Below are 19,711 nucleotides of genomic sequence, written 5' to 3'. Positions count from 1 at the left end.
ACGAGCGACGTTTGACGACCGACGCGCTGGCTCAGCGGTGGAACTGCCCTTCCCGCTCGGGCTGCCACAGGATCGCGTCGACGCGCAGGCGTGCCACGCCGCCGCCCGGCAGCGGCCAGTCGATCTCGTCGCCGATGCGCAGGCCGATGAGCCCGGCACCGATCGGCGCCATCACCGAGATGCCGTCCTCGGTGGCGTCCAGGGCATGGGGGTAGACCAGGGTACGAATCATCTGACGGTTGCGGGTCAGGTCGGTGAACTGCACCTGGCTGTTCATGCTGACCACGTCCGCCGGGATCTCCTCGGGGTCGATCACCTCGCCGCGCTCGAGCTCCTCTTCGAGGCAGTCGGCGACGAAGCGATCCTTGTCGTCCGCCTGGTCGATCAGGCGCTGCAGCCGCTCCGCATCCAGGCGGTTGATGATGAGGGGGGGACGGGACGACATACGACCTCCTTGACACCGGCAGCGACGCTCAAGGCATCAGTGGCTGCCGGCCATGCAACGAAAACAGCCCTTCGCCCCGACGGGGAGAAGGACTGTGACTTCCTCTATCATAAGCTCAAGCGTGGGGAATGTCAGGCCCACCGCATCGGCTAGGGTTCCGGACGCCGCCGCGCCGTCGCCAGCAGCACGCCCGCCAGGGCCACCAGCGCCACGCCGACGAAAGCCCCCGGGCTCTGCTTCTGCCAGCCGAACAGCGCCAGCGCCACCCCCAGGACGCCGAGCGCCCAGGCAAACCGCTTCACACCCATACCGCCTCCTTCCAGGATTTACCGGCCAGCATGCAGCGGACGGGAAGCGACATCAAGGCACCTGCCACGGCGCCGCCCAGGCACCATCGCGCGACGCGAACGTGGCAACGCCCCCTGCTGTCAAAGCGACAGGCAAAGGCACCAAGGATCGCGCATGAAGACACACGACAGCCACCGTGACAGCCCCGAGCCGGACACTCTCGAGGGCACCCTCGAGGCGAATGCGGCGCACTACTCCGAAGAGAGCTTCTGGGACAAGGTTTCGCACAGCGCCCGCCAGGCGGGGAGGCGAACCCTCACTCCCGCGCTGAAGATGTACTATTCGGCCCAGGACCCCGAGACCCCGCTGTGGGCCAAGACCGCCATCTATGGCGCACTGGGCTACTTCATCTCGCCTATCGACGCCATCCCCGACCTCACCCCGTTCCTCGGCTACACCGACGACATGGGCGTACTGGCCGGCGCGCTGGCCATCGTCGCGGCCAAGATCAACGACAAGCACCGCGAGCAGGCCAGGGCCACGCTGGCCAGGTGGTTTGGGTAATTCAGGAGGCAGGGTGTGTCAGGTCGTGAAAGTGAATGCCGGTCGCCTTGATGACGGCGGTCATGGTGCGCAGGGTCGGGTTCCCCTTGGGCGAGAGCGCCCGGTACAGGCTTTCCCGTGATACTTTGGCACGCTCAGCAACGACAGCCATGCCGTCCTGAGCCTCCACCACGTGGCGCAAGGCCATCAGGAAAGCAGACTCCCCGCCCTCCTCGTCGAAGGCGGTACGGAGGTAGTCAAGGGCCATCTCCGGCTCATCGCGCAGCATTTCGATGACAGCTGTGTCGTGGCTTTTCATGCCTGTGCTCTCCTTCGGTGATCTACCAAAAACGCCTTGGCTTGCTCAATGTCGGCCTGCTGGCGCTTCTTGGTACCCCCGATCAGTAACATCACCTGGCGCCTGCCCACTTTGGCGTAATACACGCGATAACCAAGGACATAGTCGATGCGCAGCTCCAGCACACCATCACCAACGGCTTGGCATCACCTGCGTTGCCAGCAGCTAGACAGTTGAGGCGGGTCAGCACGCGCATAGCGGCACGGCGATCCTTCGCCTTGGTGGCGTCCAGCCAGGCTTGGAAAGAATCATGGCCATCGGCGGTCAGGTAGTGTGTGATCTCCATCATCGGAGTGTTGTAGCTTAAAAGCTACAGAAAGGAACCTTAGAGCCAACCTGCGCCCGTTAATATGTCCACTTCGTCCACCTGTCCGGTTTCAGCGTCCGGTTTGTCCGGCTCCGGTAGTACTCCATGGCGAGGTAGGGAGAGATGGGGCTGGCGGGCCAGCGGGAATACCAGCTTCCACCTTTCGAGCGTGGCTTTCTTTCCCCAAGTTTGATGAGATAGACACTAATTATGACGGCTGTCTGATGCAGCCGGCTCATCGAACTCAGGGAACCGCAGTAACATGATCCTCACCCTCAATCAGCTGGAGCGGCACCTGTTCAAGGCCGCCGACATCCTGCGTGGGCGCATGGACGCCTCGGAGTTCAAGGAGTACATCTTCGGCATGCTCTTCCTGAAGCGCTGCTCGGACGTCTTCGAACATCGCCAGGAGGAAGTCCGCGAGCAGCTCAGGCAGGCCGGGGCAGGCGAGATCGATATCGCCCACCAGGTCGAATTCCCCGACTGGTATCGCGCCACCTTCTATGTGCCGCCGCAGTCGCGCTGGCAGTACCTGCTGAAGGAGGCCCACCACGGGGTGGGCAGCGCGCTCAACAAGGCGCTGGCCGGCCTGGAGGAGCATAATCAAAGCCTTAACGGAGTGCTTGAGCACATCGACTTCACCCGCAAGGTGGGCTCCACCACCCTGCCGGACAAGAAGCTCCGGGAACTGATCGTCCACTTCAGCGAGTACCGGCTGCGCAACGAAGACTTCGAGTTCCCCGACCTGCTGGGCGCGGCGTACGAGTACCTGATCCGCGACTTCGCCGACTCCGCCGGCAAGAAGGGTGGCGAGTTCTATACCCCGCGTCCGGTGGTCCGCATGATGGTGCGGCTGATGGCCCCCCAGGAGGGCCACAGCGTCTACGACCCCTGCATGGGTTCGGGCGGTATGCTGATCCTCTCCAAGGAGTACCTCGAGGAGCAAGGCGGCGACCCGCGCCGGCTCAACCTCTTTGGCCAAGAGGCCTCCGGCTCGGTGTGGGCCATAGCGAAGATGAACATGCTACTGCACGGGGTGAGCAGTGCCGACCTGCAAAACGACGACACCCTCACCGACCCGCAGCACGTCGAGGGCGGCGAGCTAAGGCGTTTCGACCGCATCCTCACCAACCCGCCCTTCTCCATCGGCTACACGCCGAGCCAGCACTTCCCCGAGCGCTTCCACTACGGCAGCGTGCCGGAGGGCGCCAAGAAGGCCGACCTGATGTTCCTGCAGCACATGGTCGCCTGCCTCAAGGCCGACGGCCGCCTGGCCACCGTCATGCCCCACGGCGTGCTGTTCCGCGGCGGCGACGAGAAGCGCATCCGCGCAGGCATGCTGGAGGACGACCTTGTGGAGGCGGTGATCGGCCTGGCCCCCAACCTCTTCTACGGCACCGGCATCCCGGCGAGCATCCTGGTGCTGCGCGCCAAGGGCGCCAAGCCGGAGGAGCGCCAGGGCCGGGTGCTGTTCATCAACGCCGACCGCGAGTACTTTGAGGGCCGCGCCCAGAACCACCTGCTGCCCGAGCACATCGAGAAGATCGCCAGTACCTATGACACCTTCGAGGACGTACCCGGCTTTGCCCGGGTGGTGCCCCTCGCGGAGCTGCGCGACAACGACTACAACCTCAACATCCGCCGCTACGCCGACAACACCCCGCCGCCGGAGCCCCAGGATGTGCGCGCCCACCTCAAGGGCGGCGTGCCCGTGGCCGAGATCGACGCCAGGCGCCCGCTCTTCGACGCCCAGGGCCTCGACCCCATGGCGCTCTTTACCCCCAGGGCGAACGACCCTGGCTATGTGGATTTCGCCGAGCACCTGAGCGAGAAGCGCGACCTCAAGCCCGCCATCGAGGCCGACGCCGGCCTGCAGCAGAAGGAGGCCAGCGTGATGGCCGCCTTCGAGGCCTGGTGGGCCGAGCACGGCGGCAGCATCACCGGGCTGACCGGCAACGGCGGCCGCCTCACCCGGCTGCGCGACGAGCTGCTGGGCAGCTTCACGGCGGCCCTGGAGCCTACCGCCATGCTCGACCGCTTCGCGGTGCGCGGCATCATCGCGGGCTTCTGGTTCGACAACAAGAACGAGTTCCGCACCCTGCAGGCCCGCGGCTGCCTGGGCGTAGTGGATGCCTGGCGCACCAGCATCGTGAGCCTTCTGGAGGACGAGCAGAGCAAGGCCAACCCGCTGGACCATCGCCTGATCCACTTCCTGCTGGAGGAGTACGTCGCCGAGCTCGAGGAGCTCGCTGCCCGCAAGGCGGAGCTGGACGCCCGGATCAAGGCCGCTGAGGCCAAGCCCGACGACGCAGAAGAAGCCGACGCCGATAGCGGTGAGGACGACGACGCCCCGACACCGGAGCAGGTCAAGGCCTGGAAGAGCCAGCGCACCCAGGTGCGCAAGGCCCACAGGGCAAAGGTAGCCAGCTTCGAGGAGCACCTCAACGCCGCCGTGGACGCCCTCGACGAGCCCGCCGCCGCCGAGCTGGTCGGCACCATTCTGCATAACGACCTGAAGGGCATCCTAGAGCGCTATATCCGCCAGCAGCGCCAGCAGGTGATCGCCGCCTTCGAGACCTGGTGGGACAAGTACCGCGTGACACTGGCCGATATCGAGGCCGAGCGGGATGCCGCCGCCAGGGAGCTGCAGCGGTATCTGGAGGAACTGGGGTATGTCTGAGCAGCGAGTCGATATGCCAAACCATGCCCAATGGCCGACAACCACCCTAGAGAACCTTTGTGAAGTGATTTCTCGGGGCAAGGGGCCAAGATATGTTGAGGCCAGCACTGTCAATGCTATTGGACAGCGCTGCATAACTGATAAAGGCTTTGATCCAAGCCTTTCACGGCCGCACGACGATAAGGTGATGGGTGGTCACCTTATCCCGGCTGGGGGGGATGTGCTCCTCAACTCAACGGGGACAGGGACAATTGGGCGGTCGTCGGTGTTCGATGGTCATGGCAATTTCATCGTTGACAGCCATGTGACTCTTTTAAGACCGCGAAACAATCAGGTTGATCCCAGGTGGCTAAACGAGCTGCTTCGAAACCCAAGGTTCCAGAGGCACCTGGAAGCCAACTGCTACACAGGATCAACCAATCAACTGGAGCTTAGTCGCTCTCAGCTGATGAAAGCCTCTGTGCCAACTCCTTCGCATGAAGAACAGCGCTTCTTCGCCCACATCCTCGACACCCTCGACACCCAAATCCAGAAGACCGAGGCGCTGATCGCCAAGCTGGAGAAGGTCAAGGAGGGGATGCTCCACGACCTGCTTACTCGCGGCATCGACGAGAACGGCCAGCTCCGCCCCAGCCCCGAGCAGGCGCCGGAACTCTACAAGGAGTCGCCGCTGGGGTTGATTCCGAGGGAGTGGGAATGTCAAACCTTGGGAGAAATAGCCCGAATCCTTCATGGGTACGCATTCGAAGGAGAGTTTTTCTCTGATAAGCCTGAAGGGAAGCGACTACTCACCCCAGGAAACTTCCACAGGAATGGTGGTCTTTACTTTGAACCCGGAAACTCTAAGTGGTTTACAGGGAAGATCCCTTCAGGATACGTTCTTAGTGATAGCGATGCTGTCACTGTTATGACTGACCTCTCCCCAAAAACATTAATTCTGGGCAGAGCCGTAGTCTTAGGTGAAGGCGAAGATCTTCTTCATAATCAGCGGATCGGAAAAATTTCTCTTCGCGACCAATCAGTCAACTGTATTGATTTTGTTGTGCTAGCCATAAACTCTCAGAAATTCAGGCACCAGGTGGTTGCCGAGGCAACGGGAACGACTGTTCGTCATACTTCTCCAGAAAGAATGATGTCGGTCAAAATGGCGACTCCTCCTAAGGCAGAACAATTAAGGATCGACAGTGCTTATAGAGCCACCAAAACTAAAATCCACTCCGAAAAATCCACACTCCGAAAATTAAATTACGAAAAGGCTAGCCTCATGGACGACCTCCTTACCGGCCGCGTCCGCGTTACCCCGCTGCTCGACCAGGCCCAGGCCACCACCCCGGCATAGACCGGGGCTTTCATAAGAACATCAAGACCACATCGCACAGGGAATCGCCATGACCACCTTCGACAGCACCAAGCGCTCGCTGCCCGAGCTACTCAAGGACATCACCACCGGCAAGATCCAGCTCCCCGACTTCCAGCGCGGCTGGGTGTGGGACGACGACCACGTGCAGAGCCTGCTGGTCAGCATCGCCCGCTCCTTCCCGGTGGGGGCGGTGATGCTGATGGAGACCGGCGGCGAGGTGCGCTTCGAGACGCGCCCGGTGGAGGGCATCGACCCGGACAGCGTGACCAAGGAGCCGGACCAGCTGATCCTCGACGGCCAGCAGCGCCTCACCAGCCTGACGCAGGCGGTGGGCCTGGATGCCCCGGTAGATACACGTACCGCCAAGGGCAAGGCGATCAAGCGCCACTACTATTTCGACATCCGTACCGCCCTGGAAGGCGAGGATCGACTGGAGGATGCCGTGGTGGCGGTGGACGAGACCCGCCAGAAGCGCAGCGATTTCGGCCGCAAGGTGGACTTGGATCTCTCCACCCGCCAGCTAGAGTGCGAACAGCTTCATTTCCCCTGCGATAAAATCCTCGACTCCTCTGAATGGTTGCAGGATCTGTTCCGCTACAACCAGGAGGCCATGGGTGCCTTTCTGGAGTTTCAGAAGCGAATCCTCAGCGCCTTCTCTGCCTACCAGCTGCCGGTGATCGAACTGAAGAAGGAGACCTCCAAAGAGGCGGTCTGCCTAGTGTTCGAGAAGGTCAACACCGGCGGGGTGCAGCTCTCGGTGTTCGAGCTGATCACCGCCAGCTACGCCGCCGAGGGCTACAACCTGCGCGACGATTGGTACGGCTCCGACATCCGCAACGTGCCTTCACGCAAGGTCCGCTTCGAGGAGCAAGAGCTGCTCAAGGATGTGGAGAGCACCGACCTGCTCCAGGCCATTACCCTGCTGCATACCCGCGAGCGCAAGCTGGAGGACCTCAAGGCCGGCAGGACCGGCAAGCAGGTGCGCCCGGTCAGCGCCAAGCGCGCCTCGGTGCTGGATCTGCCTCTCACGGCCTACAAGCGCTGGGCCGACGCCGTGGAGAAAGGCTTCGTCGAGGCGGCCTACTTCCTCAAGGGAGAGTGCTTCTACAGCCGTCGTGAGCTGCCCTATGCCACCCAGCTGGTGCCCCTCGCCGCGGTGCTCACTCTGCTCGGCAATCGCTGGCGCGAGCGGCGCATCCACGCCAAGCTCTCGCGCTGGTTCTGGAGCGGCGTGCTGGGCGAGCTCTACGGCGGCGCCGTGGAGACCCGCATCGCCCTGGATCTGGAAGAGCTGATGCACTGGTTCGAGGACGATAGCCAAGTGCCGCGTACCGTGATCGACGCCTCCTTCGACCCTACCCGCCTGGAATCGCTGCGCAGCCGCCTCAGCGCCGCCTACAAGGGCATCAACGTGCTAATCCTTCGTGAGGGTGCCCAGGACTTCTTCTGGAAGGGCGATATCCAGGCGCTCGACCAGCAGGGGGTGGAGCTCGATATCCACCACATCTTCCCTCGGACCTGGTGCGAAGCCCAAGGCATCCCGCCGCGAGTCTACGATGCCATCATCAACAAGACGCCGATCTCCTATAAGGCCAACCGGATGATCGGCGGTGACGCCCCCTCGGCCTACCTGGCCCGCCTGCAGGGCCATCAGCAGGTCCAGCTCGACAACGAGGCGATGAACGCCCTGCTCGAGGGCCACCGCATCCCCGCCGAGACCTTGCGTGCCGATAACTTCGACGCCTTCTACCAACAGCGCAAGCGCCGCCTGCTGGAGATCATCGAGAAGGCCATGGGCAAGAAGCCGCTGCTGGGCTCCGACGAGGGCGCACCGGTGATTGAGGCAGAGGACAGGGTTGAATGATTGCACGAATATTGCGAGCGGCCCTTGCCCAGCGAGTGCAACTCTGCATCAAGGGAGAATCCGATGCTCAATGACCTGTTCATGACCGATGCGCTCATGGAGGTAGTCAGCAACGCCCGTGAGAAGGCCAACAGGCATGGGGAGCGTTTCAATATCTTCTCCATCCTCAGAGTGCATCGAAATGAGGCGGATACTCACTCCAGGTTCCTGCATGAGCTGCTGAAACCTCAGGGACGACATGGCGAGGGGCGAGCTTTTCTTCAGCTTTTTCTCGAGAGCGTCCTGGGCCTTCAAGCGTCCTATGAAGGTCGCTATCGGGTTAGCCGTGAGTTGGCCACAGAAGAAAAGCGTCGAGTCGATATTGTCATCGAGTCTCCCAATACTATTGTTGGCATTGAACTCAAAATTGATGCGCTCGACCAGAAGGCACAGCTTTGCGACTACTATCATGAGCTTGAAAGGCGTGCAGGCGGTGAAAAGCAAATCGTTCTGGTCTACTTGACGCTGGATGGAAAAGGCCCGTCCGCCATGAGCCTGAATGGGTTGGGAAAAGAAAAGGTGGTCTGCCTTTCGTTTGCTGAAGACGTCTCACGCTGGTTGCAGATCTGCATCGAGAAAAGCCAGCATAAGCCGGCTCTGGCTCACGCCATCCAGCAGTACCAGCAGTTGATTAGCAATCTTACAGGCAGGGGAGGAACGATGAACGATCTAGTGGCGGGCGAGCTGAGCAGTGACCTGGAGCGGTTCAAGGAAGCTCTCGAGGTCGAGAAGTCACTTCCCAAAGCCAAGGCCGCCGTGCTGCAACTGTTCTGGCAAGAGCTGAGAGAAGCACTCGAGGCTCAGTTTGGAGTTACTCCGAGCGTCTATGGCGGCAAGAGCATCGCTGCCATTTCCAAGGACTATTACTCCAAGAGCAGAGATAACAAGCGTGTTGGACTCAAGTTGCCAATCTGCTGTCTCGAAGGAAAGAATGTCTGGCTCTACGTCAATCTCTACCATGCCGTCCACTATGGGCTCAGGGTGGAAAACGAGTCAGGCATTGCCGTCCCTTCTCCTGACCTTAAAGAGATGACCCGAAAGGAAGTGGGAAGTGGTAATGCTGTTGCTGACATAGAGCCTGACTGGCTGGTCTGCTATTACTACAACCCGGTGGCCGGCGATGAGGAAAAGATCATCAACTTCAACAACTTCAGCAGCGCCGCCATTGGCCTGCTGGATGACGAGGTACGCCGCGCACTGATTACGGATATGGTGGCGCACCAGGCTGCACTGGTTGAGAAAGCCAAAGAACTATGTAGCCAGTAACAGCAGCGGGTGAGCCTATGCCTACTTATGGAAACATCCTCCTCAGACAAGACGAGCATGGCGCCTTCACCACCGCCCGTCGCGCGCCGATGGGCTTCACCGATGGCCGCAACGAGGCCTGGCTGCGCGACCTGCTCACCGATAACCCGGACCTGTTGCCCATCGAAGAAGTCGATCCCTCCTTCGCCCCGCTGGTGCCGCTCTGCACCGAGCTTTCGACCGAGGCCGGCCCGGTGGATGCGGTCTTTATCAGCCCCTCCGGCCGGCTGACGCTGGTGGAGTGCAAGCTATGGCGCAACCCCGAGGCGCGACGCAAGGTGATCGCCCAGATCCTCGACTACGCCCGCGCAGTATCAAAGTGGAGCTACGCCGACCTGCAGCGCCGAGTCGCTGTCGCCACCTGCCTCAAGGGTAACGTACCATTTGACGCCGCTCGTGAGCTCCAGCCGGACCTGGACGAGGCCGCTTTCGTGGACGCCACCGCCCGCGCCCTGCGCGAGGGGCGCTTCCTGCTGCTGCTCGCAGGCGACGGAATACGCGAGGGCATCACCGGCATGGCCGAGCTGATCACCCGCAACGCCTCCCTGGGCTTCAGCTTCGGCCTGGTGGAGGTCGCCCTCTACCAGTTCGGCGAGCAGGGCCTGGTGGTACAGCCACGGGTGGTGGCCAAGACTGAGACCATCGAGCGCACTTTCGTTCACCTCCAGGCAGGGGATGGTGTCTCGCTCCAGGAGGTTGCCGAGGAAGCCGAGGTCGAGGTAAGGGGTGAGACCCCCAAGATGGCAGACGAGCGCGCCTGGTGGGAGCCGCTAACGCGAATCAGCTTCGACGACCCAGAGCAGGAGGCACCGACCTACCGGCCCCGCAACCACATCCGTGTTTCCATGCCCTATCCAGGGATCTGGCTCACCGCCTACCGCTACATGACGGACGGCATCTGTGGAATCTTCCTCACTGGCAAGAAAAACGAGCTTCCCCGAGTGCTGGACACGCTCAATGAGGAGCGCGACCAGATCCTGATTGAACTGCCGAATGTTACCTCCGAACGCTATCAGAACAATTCTGATCGCCTCGGCTTCGCTAGTTATGCTCAGCTGGACGACTTCGCCACAGACGATGAGTGCCGCGCCTGGCTGGCGCAACAGCTCAATAAATTTGTTAACGCTTTCCGCCCGCGGCTGAAGGCAATGGCCAGGCAGGGGTAGCGTATGGCAACAGGACCCGAGTACACAGAGGTCGAGAAGCCTTTTATCGACCAGCTGGTCAGTCAGGGCTGGCAATTCCTGGCCGGGTCGCTGGACGACCCCGCCGTGACCCACCGCGAGAGCTTCGCCCAGGTAGTGATGGTGCCCTTACTGCGCGAGCGGCTGCGCCGGATCAACCTGCGCGACGGCGAGCCTTGGCTCGATGAGGCGCGCCTGGATCAGGCAGTCTCCGCCATCACCCGGCTGCCGGCCAGCAAGGTGCTCGAGGCGAACCAGCAAGCCACCGAGCTGCTAATGAATGGCCTGCCGGTGGAGGGGCTGGAGGGCTGGGACGGCGGCCGCGGCCAGACCCTGCGCTACATCGACTGGGAGGAGCCGGCCAACAACGTCTTCACGGTGGTCAACCAGTTCAAGGTGAAGTGCCCGCCCGGCCACGATGGCGCCAAGGGTCACGTGATCCCGGACCTGGTGCTGTTCGTCAACGGCATCCCGCTGGTGGTGGTGGAGTGCAAGAGCCGCAGCGTGCCGGAGGGGATCAGCCAGGCGGTGGACCAGCTGCGCCGCTACCACGACCAGCGCTTCCTGGAGGGCGAGGTCGGCGAGCACGAGGGCGCGCCGGCGCTGTTCGCCACCAGCCAGTTCCTGGTGGCCAGCAACTTCGATGAAGCCCGTGTCGGCACCATTGGCGCCCGCTTCGCCCATTACCTGAGCTGGAAGACGGTGGCGCCGATGCGTGAGGCGGAGGTGGCTATCGATCTCGGCGTGGCGGACCTCTCCGCCCAGCAGCGCCTGATCACCGGCATGCTCACCTGGGCCAACCTGCTCGACATCGTGCGCCACTACACCCTGTTCATGAACGTCGGCGGCCAGACCATCAAGCTGGTGTGCCGCTACCAGCAGTTCCGCGGCGTCACCCGGGCTGTGGAGCGTTTGAAGAGCGGCAAGACCCGCCGCCAGGACGGCGAGGCCGACCGCCGTGGCGGCATCGTCTGGCACACCCAAGGCAGCGGCAAGAGCCTCTCCATGGTCTTCCTGGTGCGCAAGCTGCGCACCGACCCGATACTGCGCCGCTTCAAGGTGGTGGTGATCACCGACCGCAAGGACCTCCAGGCCCAGCTCTCCACCACCGCCGAGCTCACCGGTGAGAGCGTCGAGAAGGCCGGCAACACCGCCCAGCTCAAGAGGCTGCTGGGCCGCGACGGCCCCGGCCTGGTGTTCGGCACCATTCAGAAGTACCGCGACCCGGACACCGAGGGTGAAAACGAAGCCGCCGAGACGTATGCACGCGACGACAGTGGGCTGGATAGCGGTCGCCGTGACGCTGCCGAACAGGGTGCCTCCCCTTCCTCAAGCACGCCGAAGAAGCCTTCACTCAGTGAACCCTTCGAGGTGCTCAATACCAGCGAGGAGATCTTGATCCTGGTGGACGAGGCCCACCGCACCCAGGCCGGCGACCTGCACGCCAACATGATGCGCGCCCTGCCCAACGCCGCCCGCATCGGCTTCACCGGCACGCCGATCATCATGGGCGACAAAAAGCGCACCCACGATATTTTCGGCGAGTACATCGACCGCTACACCATCAAGGAGGCCGAGCAGGACGGCGCCACGGTGCCGATCCTCTACGAGGGGCGCACTGCGAAGGGGGCGATCAAGGACGGCGCCAGCCTCGACGGCCTGTTCGAGGACCTGTTCCGCGACCACAGCAAGGAGGAGCTGGAGGCGATCAAGAAAAAGTACGCCACCAAGGGGCAGATCTTCGAGGCACCGCAGCTGATTCAGGAGAAGGCCCAGGACATCCTGCGCCACTACGTCACCCACATCCTGCCCAACGGCTACAAGGCCCAGCTGGTGGCCTACAGCCGCCGAGCGGCCCTGCGCTACTTCGAGGCTCTCGAGCAGGCCAAGGCCGATCTGCTAGAGGAGGCGCTGGCGCTCTCCCCCGAGGACAAGGCCTTGGACGACACCCAGCTATTGACGCGACCGCCCCGGGTCAAGGCGGCGATCCAGGCCTGGCGCTATCGCAACGTCCTGCGCCAACTGGAGTTCGCCGTGGTCTTCAGCAGCGGCAACAACGACGACGCCACCTGGGCCCGGTGGAGCGACCGCGCCGCCGTCGAGAGCCACATCAAGCGCTTCAAGAAGCCGCTGCCGCCGCTGGACGGCAAGCCACCCAAGGATCCGGCCAAGCACGACCCGCTGGCCTTCCTGATCGTCAAGAGCATGCTGCTCACCGGCTTCGACGCCCCCATCGAGGGGGTGATGTACCTGGACCGCTCCCTGCGCGAGGCGGAGCTGCTGCAGGCCATCGCCCGGGTTAACCGCACCGGCCACGGCAAGAGCCACGGCATCGTGGTGGACTACTTCGGCGTAGCCAACCACCTCAAGGAGGCACTGGCCGCCTACAGCGAGGAGGATATCGAGGGAGCCCTGCAGAGCCTCAAGGACGAGATTCCCCTGCTGCGCGATCGCCACCTGCGGGTGATCGACGTGCTGCGTGGCCAGGGGGTGGACGACCTAGACGACACCGAGGAGGCGGTGCAGGCGCTGGCCGACGAACGGGTGCGCGCCGAGTTCGTGGTCAAGCTCAAGGAGTTCAACCGAGGCCTGGACGACGTGCTGCCGCGCCCCGAGGGGCTCGAGTTCGTCAACGACGCCAAGCGGCTGGCCTATATTCACGCCTTGGCCCGCAACCGCTACAAGGACACCCCGGAGCTCGGCCGCGACATCGGCAACAAGGTACGAAAGCTGATCGACGACTACGTGATCTCGCTGGGCATCGACCCGCGCATCCCACCGGTACAGCTCACCGACGCCGAGTTCGATGATCACCTCGGACGCCAGGTGGGCGACCGCGCCAAGGCCTCGGAGATGGAGCACGCGGTACGCTCCCACGTCCGCAAGCACATGGACGAGGATCCGGTGAAGTACGGCCGGCTCAGCGAGCGCCTGGAGGAGCTACTGGAGCAGCTCGATGGCCAGTGGGCCGAGCAGGTGGAGGCGCTCAAGACACTGATCCGGCAGCTGCGCGATGGCGCCAACGTGGAGGGGGAGAAGATCCCCGAGATGCCGGCCTACGCCGAGCCCTTCTGGCGGGAGCTGGTGGCCAGCAGCGGCCTGTCGGTGGAGGAGCTGGACGAAGCCAGCGCCCAGAAGCTGCTCGAGGCCACCGAGGAGCTGGTCGGGCTGATCCAGCAGGAGGTTGCCATCCCCGACTTCTGGAAGCCCTCCCACATCCCGGACCAGGAAGCGCTGCGCCAGCATCTCTTCACCACCCTGATGATCAAGCGGCTCGTGCCCTTCGATCAGGCCAGCGAGGTGGCTCAGCGGCTGCTCGATCTCGCCCGCAGTAATCACGATAAGCTGGTGAACGCATGACGCAGCTCGCCGTGGACGATCTCACCCTCGAGGTGCGCGAGAGCTCGCGCCGCAAGACCCTGGAGATCACCGTGGATCGCGAGGGCGAACTGGTCATCGCAGCGCCTCGTGGCACCGACGAGCGGCTCCTGCGCGACTTCGTGCTCGAGAAGCGCCTGTGGATCTACCAGAAGCTGGCTGAGAAGGCCGAGCGCCGCCGCCGGCTGCCCCGCAAGGAGTACGTCAACGGCGAGGGCTTCCTCTACCTGGGGCGCAGCTACCGGCTCAAGCGCGTGCCCTCGGAGGCCCAGGACGCCCCGCTCAAGCTCTCCGCCGGGCGCTTCCAGCTGCGGGAGGATGCCATGGCCGACGCTCGGGAGCACTTCATTCGCTGGTACAGCGCCCGCGCCAGCGACTGGCTCACCGCCAGGGTGAAGGAGCACGCCCGGCGGATGGGCGTCGAGCCCGCCGGCGTGAAGGTCCAGGACCTGGGCTACCGCTGGGGCTCCTGTGGCAAGGGCAGCCGAGTCTACTTCCACTGGAAGACGATCCTGCTGCCCCGACACATTGCGGAGTACGTGGTCGTTCACGAACTCGTCCACCTGCTCGAATCCCACCATACCTCGTCCTTCTGGCGTCGCTTGGAGCGTGCCATGCCGGACTATGAACAGCGCAAGGCCTGGCTCGCCAGGCACGGCATCGAGGTGGAGGGGGTGTAAGCAGCCAGCTGAAACCATGGTCGTCGAATAGTTAGCGCAGCATTTTTGCTTCAGGATTGACCCATTGCCAGATTAGTGCGTCTCACCGGTTGGATAGCGAGGAATCCATGACCGGCTGCCGGCCACACGCAGGAACAAGCCATCTATTCCACCACGGCATACCAGCCAGGGGAAGTCAGGCGTTTTACTTCGAGGGAGGAAAGCTAGCGGGCTTTTCGTGGCATATCGCTCTGTTCCCAACCTGTCCCAAGATAGGACTGCACTTGGACGATATGCCTTGATATTAGATGATGCAAGAGTCACCACCCAACCTATTGGTTTAGTGGTAGGCGGTCGGACAGACATTCCATATTCATCTATTTGTTTTATAACAAATTAAAAGAAAACCATCTCAATTAGTACCCCCAAAAGTACCCCCATTTTAATTTCCTCAACCAGGCCCTCCGCCAAGTGGTGGCCCAGCCACTTCGCTCTCCATTTTTAGGCCAGCAGATCAGCCCGCTAGTCCATGGGGCTGAGGCTAACCAACCCGGCATCAGCCACAGGCCCGCCCTCAGCCCTTTTGTAGCAACACATGGCTCTATCTAGCCCCGTCCTCCAGGACGCGCTTGAGGACGCCTGCTTGCGGTCATTGAGCAGCCCCCACCAGCGCCTGATGAATCAAAAAATGCAGACCGAGCTAAATAAACCAACAAGTGAGCTCACCGATAGTGGCCAGGCAGGGCAGAGCGTATAGACGTCTCCCTGAGATACAGGCTAGCTCTAGCGGTGCGAATAGGGCAGCGGCCATGCGCTCCCCTTGGTTTTACTGTATCTTAAAGAAACATACATCTTTTAATATCAATTGGTTACGATCAATTTGGACCAACCAGATCACCGCGAGGTACAACCAAGCGCATGATTGATTAAGTCAAAGTGACGTATAGAGAATTGGTCGCATTTTCATTTGAAGAGGGGGTAGGAAATGGAATTCGGTAAAGTAAACGAAGGTTTTTTCAACAACATCAAACTTAGAGAAGAAATTGTAGGCCTATTGTAAAAATACGAATGGTCTTATCTGGTAACGCTGAATTACAACCATGCTGTCACCGAGAAAAAAGCACAATCGGTAATCGAAAAATTCAGAAAACAGCTGAATACATCGACCTTTGGAAGAAGCTCAAAAAAAGCTCTGCTAATGGCAGTGGCGTTAGAGGATCACGCAGCTGATGGCTTTCATGTCCATATTCTGGTTGAAAATCCTATACCAAGAATAAGCGAACATCGGCGGAAAAACTTTGACTTCAGAGAAATTATAGTTAAGTGCTGGGAAGAAGCAGATAGCTCAACAGCAAACATCGTAAAATCGTGCCCGGATAAGAAAAGCTGGTGCAAAGAAATTTACGATATTAAAGGGGCCTGCGAATACATCACAAAAGAAATCACTAGCGGCAAAGAGCGCGTTATACAGTGGGACCTAAGCAATTTTCATGGAAAATATTTAAAAAGATAAAAATGCGCCACCACCAAGTTGTGATGACGCCAAATGCACTTTCAATTTTTATAGCTCACAAAATCCAAAACTAAGCCGAGATTTTTTTGCTATCAAAATCTCTTAGAAACCTTGACACACTCCTCCTCTTGTAGTCTCCCCACGGCATTAATCGATTTTCAGGCCATGTTGCAAAAAGCCACCTTTTAGAGCGTGTGAAAGCCACATAGAGGTTATTTTTTTCCTGGGTAAGCTCCACCCCCCCTTTTCGCACTGCTCGATAATCAGGAAAGGTTTCGTCATCAAGCCCAATAATAAACACAACATCAAACTCTTGACCTTTCATAGTGTGGACCGTGCTCAAAGTGACACCTGAATGCTGTGTCAAAGGATGAGTCTGGCCCAGCGCCATTGCATTCTTAAACTTATGAAGCGACTTATTACCAGTCTGCTTGGCGTAATTTACCCAATGAACTAAAAGCTCATCCACATCATTATAAACCATAGCCCTTTCATTGTCATCACCCACAATAACTTTAGATTTGAATTCTTCTAAGCACTTCTTCAGGTTGCTGCCATCATCCTTTAGAGATAACACAAGCTCAAGAGCCTGTTTCATCTCATTGCCATCAACAAGATCAGTAATATCTTCTACATGCAACTGCTCCGCGCAATCCACTCCCAACTCTTTAAAAAGCCTAGATCTGTGTAAATCATCTCGGGGATTGAGCTTCAGGCGCATAGCCAAGTCAAACACATATAGCAATCTAGACTCAAACTTAACAGCGCCGGGCGTCATCTTATAATAAAATGGCAACCCCGCTTTTGTAAGGCTTTCCTCAAGCGGCTTAAAAAGATATTTGTTTCTAGCCAGCACAGCAATTCTTTCGTAAGTTACTTGCCCTTCTATATCATCATACTTTCCAGCGCTAACGATATCGAAAATTCTATTAGCAACCCACTCTGCCTCTATTTTTTCGTTCTCAGCAGCATGCAGCTCAAAAACCCCCGGCTTAACCATTCTTTCGTAATATTCTGCTTCTGGAACTAACTTTCTAGCTGCATCCAGAACTGCAATAGATGAACGGTAGTTTTCAGTAAGTTCAATTACCTCTGGCGAAAAATCACGAACAAAATTTACATCCATGAAGTCCGGAGAGGAGCCGTTAAAGTGAAAAATTGATTGATTAGGATCTCCCACCAACATTATATTAGGCTCATCAGGATTCACCACGGCACGCAAGAAATTATATTGCGCGTTATTTAAATCCTGAGCTTCATCAACGCAAATTGCATAAAAGCTACGCTGATAAAGCCTGGCAACTTTTGGGTAACTAGTTAGAACCTTATAGGCACATAACAACAAATCATCAAAATCAATTGCATCTAACGAGCGCAAAATATCCTGATAATTTCTATACAGCAATATTGTATTCTCGTTATCAGTGTGATTCCCAATATCTTCCTCGCTAATCAGGCCGCGCTTGACTTTAGATATAAAAGCCAATGCCCGATAACGAAAGTCTTTTTTATCTTTAGCTGACATACCCTTATAAGTTGAAGCGTATGTGGCAACCTGATTGACAGCCTGTTCAATCAACTCAAGTCTATCAGCCTCATCTTCAAATATGTGAGGCATTGTCATATAGCCAATTAAATTGCCATGATTTTCTAAAACAGATTGACAAAACCCATGAAAGGTACCTATAAAGGATCTTTTTTCAATGTCTTCTATTTCCGAAAGTCTTTCCTTTATTTCTTGACCTGCCTTATTGGTAAAAGTGAGAGCAAGAATTTTTTTATTTGTCTTTCCCAACAAGAATCTGACTCTCTCAGTTAGCACTCTTGTTTTACCACTTCCCGCACTAGCCTTAACATAAATTGGACCGTTCTCGGCAAAAACAATTGCTTTCTGTTGTGGTGACAATTCTACAGAGCTATGCATTGTCTTGACTCCCAAGAACCGACCTTACCTTAGAAAAAAGGTCGATGATTTTAGGCGGAAGGGCTTTACCACCTCGCACTATAAGTTCGGCTAAAACTGGGCCGTACTTGGTTTTATCAGACGTTATGATACCGTAAAGCTCATCGTTGGTATAGGCCGCTATCTCAGCGAGCCTTTGTTCCTCTCTTGCATTTCTATGCTGTTCCGTTTGGTAGACATCAAAAGAAGCAATGGCTTGTTTGATTTCTTCAGTATAGCCATCTTGGATTAGCTGCCTCTCGAAGTCATTACCATCATCAACAAAGACAACAAAATTACCAACTTCATCCTCACTCTTCCCAATCTTTTTTAATTGCTTCGACACAGATTTTTTTGCACTTTCTTCTGCATCACTATAAATCAGCCAAGGGATGTTCAACCCCTCAGAAAACCTTAAAAAAGGCAAATAAGCCGTATAACTATTGACAGAAACGAAATCAACCCCCATTTCGACATGGGAGACTCCAAAGTGGAAGTCAAAGAAAATTGGCAGCGCCTGCTCTTCAGTCTCTCCTTCAACGAACACTATTAACTTAGAGAAAAACATTTCGCCTCTACTACTCACTACCTGGCGAGATATTTTTCTAGCTTCTTCAGAAGTCAACTCCTCAGTATTAATTCTTCCACATCTCAAAACATCATCTTTGTAAAAGCTACGCACCTCTGCCAAGCACGAAGAAGCGGCTATATATGGCGAGTGAGTGGAAATTATTTTCTGCCCTTCAATATCAGCAATCTGCTTATATATTTTCTTTTGAGCATTTGGATGCAAGTGCGCCTCAGGCTCTTCCACTGCTACGATGGGGAAAAAAACCATGCCTTCACGTACCGAGCTTTTACTGAGCAAGTTAATGAAAGCTTTAAGCGTCAACAAAGAAGACCAGCTTCGAGTTCCCATGCCATGGTATTCCATTGAAAAACTATCTTCTCCATCAGCATAGTATATTGTCAGCCCCTTGCTTAAATCACGTATCTTTTTAGTGAATGGAGTAATTTCAACACCATCGCTGCTTGAGCTCATTGCGGTATCTAGCTCGCTCAACGCCAGCTTTATACCCCTAAGTATGTCGCTTCCTTCTACTGCTCTTTCGTTCAAACTTCTTATTTGCTCTTCAATTTCAAACACATCATCGTCAGAGTATTCTACCCGAGATAGCATTTTCCCGAGATACGAGTTTCTTAACTTTGTGTCTTCTAAAATATCCCGCTGTGCATCCACAAGGAAAAATGGAATTTCGTCAAAAGAAAACCTTGACTTAGATCCATCAGGCGTTTCATGCCAGTAAACACCACCCTCGAAGAACGGTGGCCAAACCTGCATTATGAATTGCTCATAATCAAAGGAATTTTTAACCGGATCAAAGCGGGCTACTGTCCTTAGTGGTATGAAATCTTGCTCACCATCTGTTCTTATTCTATCAGTAGTAAAAAGTATTTCCCAATCTTCACCAAAGTCATTAACGCGAGCACCTGCCTCATCAACAGGAACAATTAGAGTATCAATAACAATTTTCTCAGCAGCACTATTCCCTTTGATATATAAATCATCATTGGTTAAGGATTGCCGGCCAGCTAATGCCAATTGCAGAGATTTTAAGAGGGAAGTCTTCCCTGCATTATTCATGCCTGTCAGAACAGTAGTCTTTCCAAGCTCAATCTCAAAATTCTCAATGCCTCTAAACCCTGAAACGCGGACCATGCTTACAAGAATAGACATCCCTCTCCTCCCTGCGCCCTATAGTATTTGTGTTATTTCACGCCCGCCATGCTCAGGAAACAAAATAGCAAAAGCTAGGCAATTCTTCAATAAATGAAAAATGGCCAC

General features: G+C 57.5%; 14 protein-coding genes. 8 read left to right on the top strand and 6 right to left on the bottom strand.

The window, feature by feature from the left end; translation table 11 throughout:
* Positions 1 to 31: 31 nt before the first annotated feature.
* Together rnk and DIS04_RS20460 are read right to left on the bottom strand one after the other, a co-directional pair.
* Entirely contained in the window at positions 32 to 445 is a 414-nt protein-coding gene (gene rnk, locus DIS04_RS09260; protein ID WP_111413476.1) for a nucleoside diphosphate kinase regulator, read from the bottom strand.
* A 149-nt stretch (positions 446 to 594) separates the two neighbouring features.
* Entirely contained in the window at positions 595 to 753 is a 159-nt protein-coding gene (locus DIS04_RS20460) for a hypothetical protein (protein ID WP_162623040.1), read from the bottom strand.
* Between the two features lie 154 nt (positions 754 to 907).
* Here DIS04_RS20460 and DIS04_RS09255 point away from each other — a divergent pair, with 154 nt between their 5' ends.
* On the top strand, positions 908 to 1,297 hold the full coding sequence (locus DIS04_RS09255; RefSeq protein ID WP_111413475.1) for a YkvA family protein: 390 nt from the start codon (positions 908 to 910) through the stop codon (positions 1,295 to 1,297).
* Between the two features lies 1 nt (position 1,298).
* Here DIS04_RS09255 and DIS04_RS09250 read toward each other — a convergent pair whose 3' ends face one another.
* Both DIS04_RS09250 and DIS04_RS20755 read right to left on the bottom strand, forming a co-directional pair.
* Positions 1,299 to 1,595 carry an addiction module antidote protein gene (locus DIS04_RS09250; protein WP_111413474.1) on the bottom strand — a complete coding sequence of 99 codons (297 nt, stop codon included), beginning with the start codon at positions 1,593 to 1,595 and terminating at the stop codon, positions 1,299 to 1,301.
* Complete coding sequence (locus DIS04_RS20755) at positions 1,592 to 1,759, bottom strand: type II toxin-antitoxin system RelE/ParE family toxin (protein WP_245904531.1); 168 nt, start codon at positions 1,757 to 1,759, stop codon at positions 1,592 to 1,594. The genes DIS04_RS09250 and DIS04_RS20755 overlap by 4 nt, the downstream gene beginning before the upstream one ends.
* A gap of 444 nt (positions 1,760 to 2,203) precedes the next feature.
* Between DIS04_RS20755 and DIS04_RS09240 the strand changes: the two genes are divergently transcribed.
* From DIS04_RS09240 to DIS04_RS09210, 7 genes are all read left to right on the top strand, one after another.
* Positions 2,204 to 4,621: a type I restriction-modification system subunit M gene (locus DIS04_RS09240; protein WP_111413473.1), complete on the top strand. Its 2,418-nt coding sequence runs from the start codon at positions 2,204 to 2,206 to the stop codon at positions 4,619 to 4,621.
* On the top strand, positions 4,614 to 5,960 hold the full coding sequence (locus DIS04_RS09235) for a restriction endonuclease subunit S (RefSeq protein ID WP_162623039.1): 1,347 nt from the start codon (positions 4,614 to 4,616) through the stop codon (positions 5,958 to 5,960). Before DIS04_RS09240 ends, DIS04_RS09235 begins: the two co-directional genes overlap by 8 nt.
* Positions 5,961 to 6,009: 49 nt before the next feature.
* The gene (locus DIS04_RS09230) at positions 6,010 to 7,845 is read left to right on the top strand and encodes a GmrSD restriction endonuclease domain-containing protein (protein WP_111413471.1); all 1,836 of its coding nucleotides are present in this window, start codon (positions 6,010 to 6,012) and stop codon (positions 7,843 to 7,845) included.
* Between the two features lie 63 nt (positions 7,846 to 7,908).
* On the top strand, positions 7,909 to 9,150 hold the full coding sequence (locus DIS04_RS09225; protein ID WP_111413470.1) for a PDDEXK-like family protein: 1,242 nt from the start codon (positions 7,909 to 7,911) through the stop codon (positions 9,148 to 9,150).
* Positions 9,151 to 9,239: 89 nt separating this feature from the next.
* Entirely contained in the window at positions 9,240 to 10,355 is a 1,116-nt protein-coding gene (locus DIS04_RS09220; protein WP_218938145.1) for a hypothetical protein, read from the top strand.
* A 3-nt stretch (positions 10,356 to 10,358) separates the two neighbouring features.
* A complete protein-coding gene (locus tag DIS04_RS09215) occupies positions 10,359 to 13,733 on the top strand; it encodes a type I restriction endonuclease subunit R (RefSeq protein WP_111413468.1) in 3,375 nt (1,124 codons plus the stop codon).
* Positions 13,730 to 14,431 carry a M48 family metallopeptidase gene (locus DIS04_RS09210; RefSeq protein ID WP_111413467.1) on the top strand — a complete coding sequence of 234 codons (702 nt, stop codon included), beginning with the start codon at positions 13,730 to 13,732 and terminating at the stop codon, positions 14,429 to 14,431. The genes DIS04_RS09215 and DIS04_RS09210 overlap by 4 nt, the downstream gene beginning before the upstream one ends.
* Before the next feature lie 1,562 nt (positions 14,432 to 15,993).
* On the opposite strand, the gene DIS04_RS09205 is transcribed toward DIS04_RS09210, so the two are convergent.
* Together DIS04_RS09205 and DIS04_RS09200 are read right to left on the bottom strand one after the other, a co-directional pair.
* The gene (locus DIS04_RS09205; protein ID WP_111413466.1) at positions 15,994 to 17,847 is read right to left on the bottom strand and encodes an ATP-dependent helicase; all 1,854 of its coding nucleotides are present in this window, start codon (positions 17,845 to 17,847) and stop codon (positions 15,994 to 15,996) included.
* Positions 17,840 to 19,603, bottom strand: coding sequence for an ATP-dependent nuclease (locus DIS04_RS09200; protein ID WP_111413465.1), 1,764 nt, complete (start codon positions 19,601 to 19,603; stop codon positions 17,840 to 17,842). The genes DIS04_RS09205 and DIS04_RS09200 overlap by 8 nt, the downstream gene beginning before the upstream one ends.
* Positions 19,604 to 19,711 lie beyond the last annotated feature (108 nt).

The sequence above is a fragment of the Billgrantia lactosivorans genome (assembly GCF_003254665.1).
GTDB lineage: Bacteria > Pseudomonadota > Gammaproteobacteria > Pseudomonadales > Halomonadaceae > Halomonas > Halomonas lactosivorans.
This window is presented reverse-complemented; position numbering and strand designations above follow the sequence as displayed.